This window comes from Intrasporangium mesophilum (assembly GCF_054783095.1).
Window position 1 is genome coordinate 21,775 of sequence record NZ_BAAGRF010000003.1, and the last position, 14,463, is coordinate 36,237.

General features: G+C 69.5%; 9 protein-coding genes and 1 other RNA gene. 7 read left to right on the forward strand and 3 right to left on the reverse strand.

The genetic code is table 11. The features are described from left to right. Positions 1-5: 5 nt before the first annotated feature. Positions 6-755, reverse strand: a complete 750-nt coding sequence (locus tag ACYVLP_RS01490) for a YaaA family protein (RefSeq protein WP_460625567.1) — start codon at positions 753-755, stop codon at positions 6-8. Positions 756-821: 66 nt separating this feature from the next. On the opposite strand from ACYVLP_RS01490, the gene ACYVLP_RS01495 reads away from it, so the two are divergent. Continuing rightward, a complete protein-coding gene (locus tag ACYVLP_RS01495) occupies positions 822-2,261 on the forward strand; it encodes an RNB domain-containing ribonuclease (protein ID WP_460625568.1) in 1,440 nt (479 codons plus the stop codon). A gap of 95 nt (positions 2,262-2,356) precedes the next feature. Here ACYVLP_RS01495 and ACYVLP_RS01500 read toward each other — a convergent pair whose 3' ends face one another. Together ACYVLP_RS01500 and ACYVLP_RS01505 are read right to left on the reverse strand one after the other, a co-directional pair. Beyond that, positions 2,357-3,115, reverse strand: a complete 759-nt coding sequence (locus ACYVLP_RS01500; protein ID WP_460625569.1) for a hypothetical protein — start codon at positions 3,113-3,115, stop codon at positions 2,357-2,359. Positions 3,116-3,302: 187 nt separating this feature from the next. Next, positions 3,303-4,016: a hypothetical protein gene (locus ACYVLP_RS01505; RefSeq protein WP_460625570.1), complete on the reverse strand. Its 714-nt coding sequence runs from the start codon at positions 4,014-4,016 to the stop codon at positions 3,303-3,305. 173 nt (positions 4,017-4,189) lie between these two features. Between ACYVLP_RS01505 and rnpB the strand changes: the two genes are divergently transcribed. The 6 genes from rnpB to ACYVLP_RS01535 all read left to right on the forward strand — a co-directional run bounded on the left by rnpB (position 4,190) and on the right by ACYVLP_RS01535 (position 14,078). After that, positions 4,190-4,565, forward strand: an RNA gene (rnpB, locus tag ACYVLP_RS01510) — RNase P RNA component class A. A 253-nt stretch (positions 4,566-4,818) separates the two neighbouring features. Continuing rightward, positions 4,819-5,898, forward strand: a complete 1,080-nt coding sequence (locus tag ACYVLP_RS01515; RefSeq protein WP_460625571.1) for an acyltransferase family protein — start codon at positions 4,819-4,821, stop codon at positions 5,896-5,898. A 381-nt stretch (positions 5,899-6,279) separates the two neighbouring features. Continuing rightward, the gene (locus tag ACYVLP_RS01520) at positions 6,280-9,228 is read left to right on the forward strand and encodes an ATP-binding protein (RefSeq protein WP_460625572.1); all 2,949 of its coding nucleotides are present in this window, start codon (positions 6,280-6,282) and stop codon (positions 9,226-9,228) included. A 407-nt stretch (positions 9,229-9,635) separates the two neighbouring features. Continuing rightward, the gene (locus ACYVLP_RS01525; RefSeq protein WP_460625573.1) at positions 9,636-12,929 is read left to right on the forward strand and encodes a S8 family serine peptidase; all 3,294 of its coding nucleotides are present in this window, start codon (positions 9,636-9,638) and stop codon (positions 12,927-12,929) included. A 285-nt stretch (positions 12,930-13,214) separates the two neighbouring features. Then, complete coding sequence (locus ACYVLP_RS01530; RefSeq protein ID WP_460625574.1) at positions 13,215-13,481, forward strand: hypothetical protein; 267 nt, start codon at positions 13,215-13,217, stop codon at positions 13,479-13,481. 228 nt (positions 13,482-13,709) lie between these two features. Further along, the gene (locus tag ACYVLP_RS01535; protein ID WP_460625575.1) at positions 13,710-14,078 is read left to right on the forward strand and encodes a hypothetical protein; all 369 of its coding nucleotides are present in this window, start codon (positions 13,710-13,712) and stop codon (positions 14,076-14,078) included. The last annotated feature ends 385 nt before the right edge of the window (positions 14,079-14,463 follow it).

Sequence of the window (14,463 nt, forward strand, 5' to 3'; positions counted from 1 at the left end):
GTCGCTCAGGCTCGGACCGTGGTCGCGAGCTGCCAGGCATGACCGGGCCGGGGCGGCTCGGTGAGGGCTACGTCGAAGGTGTCGGCGAGCAGGTCGGCGAGGTCCTCAGGGTGGTTCGGCCGTTCCGGTGCCTGGACGAGACGACGGGTCACCAGGCCACGCGTGTGCTTGGCCATGTGCGACGCACCGGGCACGGTGATCAGCACCCGGCGCTCGGCGAGAGCGCCCCTGGGAGCCCACGCGGCGGCATACGTCGAGGAGCGGCAGTCGACGATGAGGCGACGGCCGGCCTCGCGCTCGAGGACCGGCGCGAGCTCTGTCCGCCAGGCGGCGGCGAGCGGCCCGATGCCGGGCAGGTGCACGCACAGGTGCAGGCGGTATGCCGGGATGCGGTCTCCCAGCCGGACCGCGCCGAACAGCGCCGACACGATGACGACGCGGCGCAGCGCGCGGCGCCGCGAGGGGGCGTCGAGGGAGTCGAAGCCGAACGCGTCGTAGAGGACGCCGGAGTAGACGTGGCCGGCGGGAGCGGTCGCGGCGCTGAGCAGCCTGGTGTTGCGGGCGACGTCCTCCATGAGGTTGGGGCTGACTCGAAGCACCTCGAACGCGTCAGGGCGGGCGCTCACCTGGGTCGCCGCGCCGATGACAGACTCGCGCATCGGCGTCAGCTCGGGAAACGACAGGTCCGAGAGGTCGAGCGAGGCGCCAAGGCGGCGTTGCGACTTGCCCTCGGACGGCGGAAGCAGGATGAGCACGCGCCCAGCCTAGGGAGCGGCCCTGACGCCCACGCAACGGGCGGGTTCGGTGCGTAGGGTTGCGCCATGCCTTCGCGACACATCGTCTTCCGCCCGGCACCGCAGCCGGGCGACACCGCGCAGGAGCTGGTGGCCCGGTTCGACGCGATCCGTAGGGAGTTCGACCTCCCGGAGCAGTTCCCGGCCGACGTGCTCGCGGAGGCCGGACAGGCAGCCGCGGCAGCCGCGCTGCCCGACCGGGACGAGACGGCGGTTCCCTTCATCACGATCGACCCGGCGTCGTCGATGGACCTCGACCAGGCGATGTACATCGAGCGCCAGGGCGACGGCTATCGCGTCCGTTACGCCATCGCTGACGTCCCGGCGTTCGTCCGGGTGGGCGGCGCCGTGGACGCCGAGGCTCGTCGTCGGGGGCAGACCGTCTACTGTCCCGACGAGCGTGTCCAGCTGCACCCCACGGAGCTGAGCGAGGGAGCCGCGAGCCTGCTTCCGGGCCAGGTACGGCCCGCCTTCGTCTGGGACATGACGCTCGCGGCCGACGGCGAGGGCACCGCCGTCGAGGTCTACCGCGCGATGGTCCGCAGCGTCCGCCGCTACGACTACGACGAGGTCCAGCGGGTCGTCGACGACGGGTCCGCCGAGGAGTGCCTGCGCCTGCTGAAGGAGGTCGGCGAGAAGCGGGTCCTGCTCGAGCGGCGTCGCGGGGGAGCCACGCTGCCGATGCCGGAGCAGGAGGTCAAGGAGGACCATTCGGGAGGCTTCACCATCCTGTTCCGGCCGCTCCTTCCCTCCGAGGACTGGAACGCACAGATCTCGCTGCTCACCGGCATGGGGGCAGCCGATCTCATGCTCAAGGGTCGGGTCGGCGTCCTACGCACCATGCCCCCGCCCGACCCGCGCGACCTGGCGCGGTTCCGGCGGCAGGCCGCGGCCGCGGGAGTCCCGTGGCAGGACGGCATGGCGTACGGCGAGTTCCTGCGCACGCTCGACCACGAGAACCCCAGGCACCTCGCGCTGATCCACGAGGCCACCACCCTCTTCCGCGGCGCGGGCTACACACCCTTCGACGGCACCGTGCCGGAGCAACCCATGCACGCCGCTGTGGCGAACCCCTACGCGCACGTCACCGCCCCGCTGCGACGGCTCGTCGACCGCTTCGGTCTCGCGATCTGCGAGGCCCTGTCGGCCGGGACGGACGTGCCCACCTGGGCGCGCGAGGCGCTGACGACGCTCCCCACCATCATGTCCGCATCGGACCGACGGGCGAACGGTGTGGAGCGGGCGTGCACGGATGCGGTCGAGGCCGCCGAGCTGGTCGACCGCGTCGGGCAGACCCTTGACGCCGTGGTCGTGGACGAGAACGACAAGGGCGGCGTGGTCGTCCAGCTCACGGACGCCGCGGTGCTCGCGAAGGCGCAGGGCCGTGCGTCTGCGGGCTCCGCCGTGCGCGTGCGCGTCGACACGGTCGACATCAGCACCGGCACCCTCGCGCTCTCGCTCGTCTGACCCTGCCACAGCAGTTCCCCGTGCACCGGGGACCCCAGTGCTAGGAGCCGTTACCCCTCGGCCACCCTCGATGATCGGGGCCCCGGCCCCGAGTGTCAGGCCTGGGGATGGCTCCGCGTGCGGTCCGGAGCGATGGGGCGCACCCGCCCGGCAGGGGCAGCGCCCCGCAGCGGCACATGGTGCCGCCACGCGACGGCATACGCCCACATCCCGTAGACGGTCATGCCTGCCACGTTGGCCACGCCGACGACGCAGCCGACTGCGATCGCTTGCCCGTTCGTGCCGCCGGCCACCGCGACGATGCCGCCCGTCAGCATTCCGAGCATGAGCCCGGTGACGATGGTGATGAGCAGGCCGGAGCTGCCGATCGCGTGGCTGACGGTCCGCTTGCGCATGAAGGAGTACGTCTGCGCCATGCCCCCCTCGTCGTCGTCGACGGAGGCGAGGAAGTACCGTTCGACGCCAGGGTCGAGGTCCGCATACGCGCCGCGCAGCCGGTTCATCGCGACGACGTACATGAGGTCCTCCTCCGACGCGTTGTGCACCCGCACCTGGGTCATCAGCCCAACGAGCGAGAGGAAGGCCAACACGGCCAGGGCTGCCACCGGGAACCAGTCCGCGAACCGGGTCACCTGACCGAGCAGCCCGATGCTGACCAGGCCGGCCGAGACCATGGTGAGGAAGATGGCGATCCTGGTCAGGACCTCTGCCTGCGTGGTGCTCCGCGAGGCGAGCAGCCCCCAGTGCTCGGTCGCGAGCAGCTGGGCGCGCACGGCGGGCGGCGGGGGTGGTGTGGGGCCGGGCGACGTCGCTGACGGGTCGACCGGTCGCTCGGCGATGCTCGGGTCGTCCATGGTGGAAGTGTCCACCCGCCTGGTCACCGTGTGTGCCGACTCTGCCGTATGCCGTGGGCCCGGCAGGGTGCCCGACGGACCGCCACGAACGGCGCGGGTGGGCTCAGCTCGCCGGCCTGCGACCCCTTCGTGGCGGTCCGTCGGGCCATCCTGCGACGTGGGGTGCCCGGCCAGCCGGGCAGACGGGTCAGCGGCCGGCTGGGGTGGTCTCGGCGCCGTTTGCCGGCGTCGACGCGAGTGGGGTGGCCGGGGGAGTGGCCGTCTCGGACGCTCCCTGCGCGGGCGCTGTGGTCTGAGGACTGCCCGATGCGGTCTCAGCGGGGGCTGGGGGTGCCACCGGTGCCGTGGTGGCCGTGCCGCCTGGCGCCGCCGGCGTGGGCGTGCCGGTGGAGGTCGGCGTGTCTGTCGCCGGCTGGCCACCGGTCTGGTCGTCGGTACTCGGCGATCGATCGACGGTGCCGGCGACTACCGAGCGGCTGCCGAGGTTCGTGCCGGTGACGGGTGCACCGGTCGCGAGCTGGAGCCCGGTGAGGAACGCCGCCGCGATGGCGAAGATCGCCCCCGTCGTCACGAGGATGCGCCGGGTCGCGGCCTGGTCGGGCCGCCGCCACCGTTGCAGGCGTGGCGCCTCTCCGGGCCCCCGGTTGTAGGCGCGCGCCGCGACGACGGCCCGGTGCGCCCGCGACATCGAGCTCGTATAGATGCTCGCGGCAACGGCCGTCACGACGCTGCCCACGGCCGCGCCGACGATCGTGCCCATGACACCGAGGCGAGAGCCCAGCGCCGCGGCGGTGGCAGCCGCCATCGAGCCACCCAGCAGCTGGGTCAGGGAGAGATCGAGCAGCTTCGCTCTGGTTCCGGGTTCGGTTTCGGTCTGGTCTTCAGTTTGGTTGGTCGTCATAGTCCTGAGCGTCGGTTGCGATCGAGTTCTCGCCTGCCTGACGAACAACCGCCCGTGATCGTTGACGTCGTCGAGCAACTGTGACCCGCGTCACGTGGGCCTGGCCTTCGGGCGCTCACGCTGGTGGACGGACTCGGCCGGACGGCATACGGGGCCTTATGCTGTCGCGTGGATGAGTCGGCCAGGCGGTCGCGTCAGGGCCTCGGCCCTGCCGAGGAACGTCCGGGCTCCACAGGGCAGGGTGGTGGCCAACAGCCACCCGGGGTGACCCGCGGGACAGTGCCACAGAGAACAGACCGCCGCTGCTTCGGCAGCCGGTAAGGGTGAAACGGTGGTGTAAGAGACCACCAGCGTCCCAGGCGACTGGGACGGCTCGGTAAACCCCACCCGGAGCAAGTCCAGACAGCGCACGTTCGAGACCGGCCCGGTCGAGTGCGCGGGTAGGACGCTCGAGCCGGTCAGCAATGACCGGCCTAGATGGATGGCCGCCACCGCACCGCTGGCAACGGCGGTGCGGGACAGAACCCGGCGTATCGGCCGACTCATCCACCACCCGTTCCTAGCCATGCGGGAAATGGGCGCTGACCTGCGCAAACGTCGGGGAGCATTCGGGATGGGGTGCGTTGACGGCCGCGATGGCGAGCGCGTCGAGGGCGGCGATGAACGCGACCCAGACCTCTGGGGGCTTCAGTGGCTCCGAGCGGGGATGAGTGGTGTGCTGGCACGGCGGGCTCCCTCCGTCGGTCGCGGCGGTTAGGCGGTTCGCAGGACAGGTCCGGGCAGGTCGGGCACACTCGACCGCATGCCAGGGGGAGCCGGGAGCGACGCCGGGCGTGCATGTCCTAGTTCCCAGCGCATCCCGGCACTCGACGGGCTCCGCGCCTGCGCGATCCTGCTGGTCATCGCTGCACACACCGGCGAGCCGCAGAATCAGCCCCTTGGTGCCGCGGGCGTGACCCTGTTCTTCGTGCTGTCGGGGTACTTGATCACGTCGATCCTGCTGCGCGGCCACGTCGCCGACGGCAGGCCGGTCGGACTCAAGACGTTCTACGTGCGCCGAGCTCGGCGGCTCCTGCCGGCCTTGGCCGTGCTGCTGTTCTTCGACGCGGCCGTGAGGGTCGCGTCCGGGCAGACACTGGTCCCCGTGTTCCTGGCCGCCGGCTATGTGACGAACTTCCAGGCTGCGATGGGCGAGGGATCGTCGCTGACGCACACCTGGTCATTGGCAATGGAGGAGCAGTTCTACTTGCTGTGGCCGCTGCTGCTGCCGTTCGTGGTCCGACTGCGTCGCCCGGCGATCGTGTTGGCGTGGGTAGCCGTGGCTGTTGCGGTGCTCCGTCTGGCGGCTTGTCTGAGTGGGGCGTGGTCGTTCGGGTCGTTCAGCCCGTTCACACGCGCCGACGGGCTGCTGGTCGGGTGCGCGCTGGCGTTCGAGGTTGCCCGGGGGTGGCGCTTCCCGGACGGCTGGGCCGGCCGCGGCCTGACTGCCGCCGCGGTGGCCGTGTTCGGCGCCTGCTTCCTATGGTCCAACGGCATACTGGCACTTCTGCCGATGACCGTGGTCGCGTCCGCGGTGCTCGTCGCCAGGTGTCTCGAGATGTCCCGCAGGGGACCCACCGTGGCGGCGCTGCAGTTGGGGCCGCTGCGGTACGTCGGGCGCGTGTCGTATGGCGTTTACCTGTTCCACGCGCTCGTGGTGGCGCTCGTGCTGCGCTACGGCATGCCGGCGCCATTTGTGGTTGTGACTGTGGTGTCACTGGCGATCGCGTCGTTGTCGTGGGTGCTGGTCGAGCGACCCGTGTTGGAGTCGCGGCCAGTCACGCTGGGACGAGCGAGACGACAGCGTCCGCCGGTTGCATCAGCGGCGTCGGGTGAGAGCTGATCGAGTCGACCGTGGCCGTGTCGAGCCGGCACGCGCCGACGGGCGAGGCGTCGACCGAGCCCGGGGGTTGGTTGGGGCGGAGCGCTCAACTTTCTGCGGCTCGCGTTCGCGACGTGCGTGGCCGTGGATCACGCGTTCGCGCTCACGTAGGTCCCGGCGGCGCAGCCGCTGTCTGGAGACATGCTCGGCGTGCTGCGGCAGCTGGGGGAGGACGTCGGCGTGGCGGGCGCCGTTGCGGCGGAACCATCTGTCGTATGCGTAGGAGGTCGGCACGGCCGGGCTGGACCTTCCGGAGCGGTCGGGTTGGCACAGCGTCACAAATCCTGGAGAGTCCTGCCGTGAGACGATCATGCACCTGAGAGGGACGGCCTGGCTCAGGCGATGATGACGGACACGGCGGTTACAGTGATGGCTCGACCGGAGAGGCTGGCGGCCTCGCCCGCCCTGGTGGGGCGGGCCGCCGAGCTCGAGCTTCTCGTCGGCGCTCTGGCCGATCCACCAGCGATGGCCTTCGTGGAGGGGGAGGCGGGGATCGGGAAGAGCCGGCTCCTTCGGGAGTGTCTGCGGTCGCCGGACTTGGCCGACCTGACGGTGCTCATGGTGACGTGTCCCCCGACGATCGAGCCGTTCCCGTTGGGGCCGGTGGTTGATGGGCTGCGGCGGCTGCGTCCCCGGCTTGGTGACCTCGAGGTGAGTCCGTTGGCTGGGGCGTTGCGACCGTTGTTCCCGGAATGGGCCGACCAGCTGCCGCCCGCGTTGGAGCCGTTGGATGATCCGGCCGAGACTAGGCACCGGCTGCTCGGCGCGCTGTGCGAGCTGGTCGACCGGCTCGGTGTCGACGTGTTGGCGGTGGAAGACGCTCATTGGGCGGACGCCGCAACGCTGGAGTGGCTCCTCATCCTCACCGCGTCCGGGGACTTCGACATGTCGGTCGTGGTCACCTACAGACCGGCCGAGGTGCCACACGGGTCGCTGCTGTTGCGGCTGACGTCACGGCCGCTGGGGGCTGCGCGGGTCCGGATCGAGCTCAAGCCGTTGAGTGTTGCTGACACGCGTCAGCTGGTGGGGTCGATGTTGGACACCGACGCGGTCTCGGAGCAGTTCGCGGTCTTCCTGCATGAACGTACCGACGGGCTCCCGCTGGCGGTGGAGGAAACGATCTGGATGCTTCGGGACCGCCACGACATCGTCCGCCAACACGACTCGTGGACCCGAAAGGCCCTCGACAAGCTGAACGTACCGCCGACGCTGCGCGACTCCGTCCTCGAGCGCGCCAGCAGGCTTCCTCCTGAGGGCAGGACTGTCTTGCAGGCAGCGGCGATCCTGGCCGAACCCACGGATGAGGCACTGCTGACCAGCGTGGCCGACCTAGATGAGCCCGCGGCCAGGCGCGGGGTGGCTGCCGCGCTTGCCTCGGGGCTGCTGCGCGAGGTCGGCAGCGGCCGGCTGGCGTTTAGACATGTCTTGGATGCGCTGGCGATCGGAGAGGCGATCCCAGCCTCCGAGCGGTGGGCACTGCACCGACGAGCGGCCGAGAGCCTTCAGCGGCTCGAGCCGAAGCCCGTCGTACGACTGGCTCATCACTTCCATGAGGCCGGCGAAACCGAGCAATGGAGCCACTACGCGGAAGCCGCCGCAGAGCTGGCCCTCGACTCCGGTGATGAGCGTACGGCTGTGGCACTGCTGCATGAGCTGCTCACCAGCGTCGCGCACCCACCCGATCGGCGGCTGCGGTTGGCTCGCCGGCTGGGCGAGGTGGCGGTAAATCGGCTCACTCCCTTGGGCGGTATGGAAGGCGTGGTCCGGGACACACTCGCAGGAATCCTTGCCGATCACGACGTTCCTGACGTTGAGCGGGGTGAAGTTCGGGTGCTGCTGGGCTGGATGCTGTTCCAGGTGGGCGAGTTCGAGGCGGCCCACGCCCACCTCGAGACCGCGGTGGGCGAGCTGGGGTCCCGGCCAGAGCGCGCGGCCAAGGCAATGCTGTTTCTTGCCGATCCCGAGTCGAAACGGTCCTGGCCGGCGGAACGGCATCTTGAGTGGCTGGAGCAGGCAACACGTCTGATTCCGCGAGTTGAGTCACCTGCGGAGCGGCGAGCGCTGGCGATCGACCGCGTGACAGGCTTGCTCAGCCTGGGTGAGGAAGCCGGATGGCAGGCTGCTGGGGAGCTTCCACGGTCCGCGGGCACCGTGGGCGAACGGCGGCAGCTGCTGCGGGGGCTGTTCAATGTCGCTCACCGCGCCATCCACTGGGGGCGGTACGCCGAGGCTCGCCAGCGGCTGGAGGAGGTCCTTGGGTCCGCAGGCGAGGCCGGATTCGAGCGGGTGGCGGAGTTTGCGAGATTCCATCTGGCGCTGCTGGACTGGTACACGGGGGCGTGGAGCGGCCTGGACGAGATCCTGTCGGGAATAGGCGACGACGAGGAGACTCATCCACTCGTTCGCCTGGCGGCCGGTTCGGTCCAGGCGATGCTGGAGGTGGCTGTCGGGAACCGAGACGCGGCAGAGCGGCGTGCGCGTCAGGTGTTGGAGCACGCCACCGGCACCCTGGACGATCCGACGACCTTGTCAGCAGTGGCGCTGGGCAGGTTGTGTCTGGCCGATGGCGCCATGCGTGAGGCGGTACGGGTCACTGCCGCGCCAATGGAAGCAATCAAGCGCAAAGGGATCTGGCTGCAAGCAAGCGACGTGGCACCCGTCCACATCGATGCCCTTGTCGGTGTCGGTGATCTGAGCCAAGCCGCGGAGCTGGTCGATGACTTCGCGTACTGGGTGGCAGGCCGGGATGCCCCTTCTGCTGCTGCCGCCCTAGTTAGGTGCCGGGCGATCCTCGCTGAGGCGAACGGCGATCTGGTCGCGGCGGCAGGACTGTTCGCGGACGCGGCAGTCTCATTGGCGGAGCTGCCGCGGCCGTACGACGAGCTGTTGGCCCTCGAGCGGCACGGACTGTGCCTACTGGCCACTGATGAGCAGGACAAGGGTGTGACGGTGCTGTCCGATGTCCAGCAGCGCCTCAACGAGCTGGGCGCCCGATGGGACGCCGATCGGGTAGCTCACGTTCTGCGACAACACGGCGTCGAGGTCGCGCGCACGTGGCGTCGTGGCCGACGCGGCTATGGCGATCAGCCGTCACCTCGTGAGGTAGAGGTGATTGCGCTCGTTGCTCGCGGGCTGACCAACAAGCAAGTCGCCGAGACCCTGTTCATCAGCCCGCGGACGGTGCACCGCCACCTGTCGTCGGCGATGCGGAAGCTGGACGTCTCCTCGCGCACGGCGCTGGCGATGGCGGCCGCTGAGGCCGGCATGCTGGCGGCCGACTCCGAGCGCTGAGCAGGAATGCCACACCCGGCCCTGTAAAGAATGGTCCATGTGGACACTCGCGACCGTCATGGGTGGGCCGACAGCATGACCACATGGTTGACGAGCAGCGAGCTTCGCCGCAACGGCGAACGTCACGGGTGACTCGCGAGCTGCGATCTGAACAGCCCCCGGCTGAGCCGGGTCTGTCGGTTCCGATCTCAGATCTCAGCCCTGAGAGCTCAGATCTCGGATCTGAGCTGGACGAGGGTCTCACGTCGGATGGTCCATACGAACCCTTGTAGCCCCTTATGGAATGACGGTCGATTGGGGCGCAGTGACCTCGGCCTGCTCGACCCGAGCAGCACAGGTCGCAAGGTTCGATCTTCCCTTCAGCCTGCCGCAATGCGCCGACCGGCGCAGTGACATCTAGGAGAACCATGCGATTAATCCGAATCAAGTCGGTGCTGGCCGCGGCGGGTGTTGTGGCGTGGGCCGCGCTGCCCAGCGGCCCCGCCGCCGGGCAAACCCAACAGCCCGCCGTTGCCCCGATCGCAAACGCCGCGGGGACTGCTCCGACCGGCGACACGCAGACACGGGCGGTCACCCTGATCACCGGTGACACAGTGCGGGTGAGCAGCCGCCACGGGCAGTCCGTGGTGGACGTCGAGCCGGCCGCGGGTCGCGAGAAGGTCCCGTTCGTCACCGCGAGCGCAGGTGGCCACGTGCGGGTGATCCCCGCCGACGCTGCTGGTCTCCTCGCCAGCGGCCGCCTCGACGAGCGTCTGTTCGACGTGTCCACGCTGCTGAGCTTCGGATACGACGACACCCGCCGAACGCTTCCCCTGCTGATCCAAGGCAGCGCTCAGCTCACGGGCGCGCGGCTGACGCAGCGGCTGGCCGGCGTGACGGCATACCGGCAGGATCGGGACAAGCCCGCGGAGCTCTGGAAGAGCCTCACCAATGCGGGGGAGCTGCGTTCCGGCGTCACCAAGGTCTGGCTGGACGGGCTGCGCAAGCCGACGCTGGACGTGAGCGTGCCCATGATCGGCGCCTCTGCGGCGTGGCAGGCCGGACTGACCGGGACGGGCGTGAAGGTCGCCGTGATCGACACCGGTGTCGACCAGCAGCATCCGGACCTGGCGGGCAAGGTCGCCAAGGCGGTCGACTTCACCGACTCCGGCGATCTCACCGACTACGTGGGCCATGGCACGCATGTCGCCTCCACGATCGCCGGAACAGGCGCCGCGTCCGACGGCCGGTACAAGGGTGTGGCCCCGGGCGTGACGCTGCTCAGCGCGAAGGTGTGCGGGATGGAGGGTTGCCCCGAGTCGTCGATCTTGGCGGGCATGCAGTGGGCGGCCGAGCAGGGTGCGCAGGTCGCCAACATGAGCCTGGGCGGCGAGGACACCCCGGGCGTCGACCCGCTCGAGGCTGCTGTCCACGACCTGACTGCGCAGTACGGAACCCTCTTCGTCATCGCGGCGGGCAACAGCGGGCCCGACGAGGGCACCATCAACTCACCCGGTAGCGCCGAGGACGCACTCACGGTGGGCGCGGTGTCCAAGACGAATGAGCTCGCAGAATTCTCCAGCCGCGGGCCGACGACGACCGACGCCGCCGTCAAACCGGACATCTCCGCCCCAGGTGTCGCGATCGTGGCGGCCCGCTCGTCGGCGGGCGCCTTCCCGCCTCTGCCCGGCAACGAGGCGTACACCCAACTGAGCGGCACGTCGATGGCCACCCCGCACGTCGCCGGTGCCGCCGCGCTGCTGGCACAGGAACATCCGCAGTGGAGCGCTCGCCAGCTCAAGGCCACTCTGATGTCGGCGGCCGCGCCGAGCGACAACGGCGGGCCGTACGATCGGGGCGCCGGCCTGGTCGATGTCTCGCGCGTAATCGACCAGAAGGTCACGTCCGATCCGGTCAGCCTCGGCTTCGACCGCGGGACGACAAGTCAGGATCGCATCGTTACATACGCCAACGGCAGCGCGACGGACGTGACGCTGAACCTGGCGCTGCGCTCGAACGCGCCGGACGGGCTCTTCACGTTGAGTGCCTCGACGGTGACGGTGCCGGCCGGCGGGAACGCAACGGTGACCGTGACGGTCGCGCCGGGGGCGGACTTGCCGGACCAGCCCTACGGCGGGGAGATCACGGCGTCCTCGGACACAGTGCGTGTCCAGACGCCGATCGCGTTGGACAGGGCGCGGCACACGCTGACCGTGCGCACACCGGGCGCAACCGGCGATGACGCACGGTGGGTCACCGTGCTGACGGACATCGACCGGCAGACGATCAGGGCGATCGCACACACCGGCGACAGCGCCAAGGTGCGGTTGTGGGCGGGCCGGTACGTCGCCCAGTCGTACCTGCTCACCGGCCCTGACGATGACGTGGCGATCACCTCGCTCGTCGATCCGGCGGTCAGGCTCGATGCGGATCGCACGGTCACGATGGACGCGCGCTCCGCCAAACCGGTGACGATCACGGTGCCGGACCCGTCGGTGGTGCCAGGGCACACCGAGGTCGGTTGGACGTACCGCACGCAGGCGCCGCAGATCTGGGGTTCCAATGACCCGTACGACGTTCTGATGAATATGGACCTCGCCCGCATCCGGACCGGTCCGGCGAGCGGCAGCACGAAGGCGACAGGCTTCGTCTCGTACGTCTCGGGAACATGGGCCAAGTCGCTGATCAACAGTCCGGCGGTCTATCAGGTCTACTTCTACGAGCGCGGCCAGATGATGGCTGGAAAGGCGAAAGCCCTCCGCGCCAACGATTTCGCCACGGTGCGGTCGCAGATCGGGTCGGACGTCTCCGGCGTCCGGGTGGGTCGGGTCGCGGTGGCCCGGGCGCCAGGCAATTCGCCGGTGTGGAACAGCAATGACGGCAGGAACAGGCCGTTGACGCTCAGTTACGACGTTCCGCGCACCGTTGTCGAGTACTACAACCAGGACCAGAAAGCCGAGTGGCTCATCTCCAGCAGCCAGTCGGGATATACGCGCTACGAGTCGGACTGGACGTCGTACAAGCCCGGACGGGTGTACGACGTGAAATGGGCGAACGGTGTCGAGGGGCCAGTGTTCCCGGAGCCGGAGTTCGACCAGCAGTTCGCCACGCGCTACTGGGGCGACACGATGGGTGGACCGGGGCCCTTGCATGGGGACGGCAGTGGGCATGAGGGCTTCCGCTTCCCGAGGAGCGGCAAGGTTGACCTCACGGTCTATCGGAACGGGACACTGGTCGGGCAGTCGTCGTGGTTCAATGACGCCTTCCAGGTCCCGGCCGAGTCCGGCAACTACCGTGTCCATGCGGTGTTCCGGAGCGACCCGGCCTTTACCCTTTCCACGCTGGTCGACGCGCAGTGGACGTTCGAGTCGGCGCACGTGGCCGACGGCGAGCTGGTGCATCTGCCGATGACTGCGGTCCGTTTCTCGCCGGACCTCGACATCGACAACACAGCCCCCGCCGGCCAGTCGTTCACAGTGCCGATCTCGCTGGACCGGCAGGTCGGCGCGGCCCCCGCAAAGACCCAGAAGCTGACCGTCGAGGCGTCTTTCGACGACGGCCAGACCTGGCAGCAACTGGTCGTCGACCGGCGCGGCGAGACAGCGGTGGCGTCGGTGCAGCACCCAGCGGGCAGCGGCTTTGTCTCCCTGCGGGCGTCGGCGACCGACACCGCTGGCAACAACGTGCGGCAGACGATCATCCGCGCGTACCGCTTCCAGTAGCAGACAGTCCCCGGGCCGCACCCCGGCCCGGGGACGCCGCCGTCGCGATCCCAAGTCCGGCGACCACCGAACCAGCGTTGCCAGCATCCCGGCAACGCTGGTTCCGGTTGGTCGCCGAAGAGGAAGTGCACCCGCCAGTGACGCCTCGGCGGCGCTCGGCCGGCCCGACGCCGTCGCCCGGGTCGGTCCAGCCGTCTGGGCGCCGCATGGCTCCTTGGGAGGTGCATGGACTCTGAGGCGGTCAGCTCACGGTCGAGCACGAAGTGGCGTGACACCATGAACGTCATGCCCGCGTACGCCATCCGGTTCACCTTCGAGGGACTGCTCCCCGAAGAAGCCGAAGCGCGGGTGCTCGACAAGATCGCCGGCACCGTGATCACCCACCCAGACGATGGAAGCACCATCGTCGCAATACCGGTCACCGTCGCAGGTCTCGCCCACGCTGCACGAGACATGTCGGGATGGAACGCCATCCTCACGCACCTCACCGGCGTAGCCCCGCTCGCCGTCTCCGCGGACCCCCTCGAGGAGAGGCCGCGCGGCATCCCTTAGTGCGCAGGGCCGCCCGTCGCGCGACGGGCCGCGCGGGTACGAGGCCCGCCTCATCGGGCCCTCTGGGCGCGGGCGCTGTCGCTCCCGGCGTTGAAGACGACTCGAAGTCCGCGGGGCATGACTGCGCTCGCGAAAGCATCGCGAATCCGAAGGCGACTCCGGCACGCCTTCTGGCGCGACCTCGTCTGACCTACGCTGGTGTTACCACCGTGTGCGAAAGGGGACGTCATGCGGCACCTCATCACAGACGACATGCTTGGCACAGCTGCCGATGCGCTCGAAGGGCACGGCATGGCCTCGAGGACGGCCACCTCGTGTATCTGTGGCCACAAGGAGACGCCCGTCCGCAGGCATCTGGCCCAGATCGTTGCCGACGCCGTAGCGCCCAGCCTCACCCAGGACGTGATGGCGATGCTGGTGGAGTTCATGGCGCAGCCTGCTCCGGCAGCTGAGCCGGTTCTCGACAAAGGCACGCCGGACCCGGACAGCATGCCCGTGACGGAGTCGATGAACGGTGAGCCAGTGGCGGCCCGCGGGAGGCGTTTCGGGTTCAGCGGCCGCGGGAATCGTGGCGCTCAGTCAGACACAGACGGTTGAGGCGGCCATTTCGCGGCGTGACGATGGACACGGCGTACGTTGATCGCCGTCGGGCTCGCTACTAGTCGTCCACATCCGTGAAGGCCGGGCATAGCAGGCCCAAGGCCGCTGTTCGGCGACTTCATCGAAACCGAGTTCCGTGGTGCGTTCATATCGTAGAAGGGATCGCCTGGAGATCCGGGAATAGCCCTCGGCCCCAGTCGGGAATGTCGAAACACGTGATCCGTGCTACGCCACTGGCGTTCAGCCTGCGCGCTGTGGTTCCTGCTCCGGACGGCGTTGGGCCGTGTGCAGGCGCCGCACGCTGCGACGGCATACGGCTGCTGAGCGGCCCGCCACGTGACCGCCCGGAGCGGCGGCGGAGGACCTCCTCCCCGGAAATTGT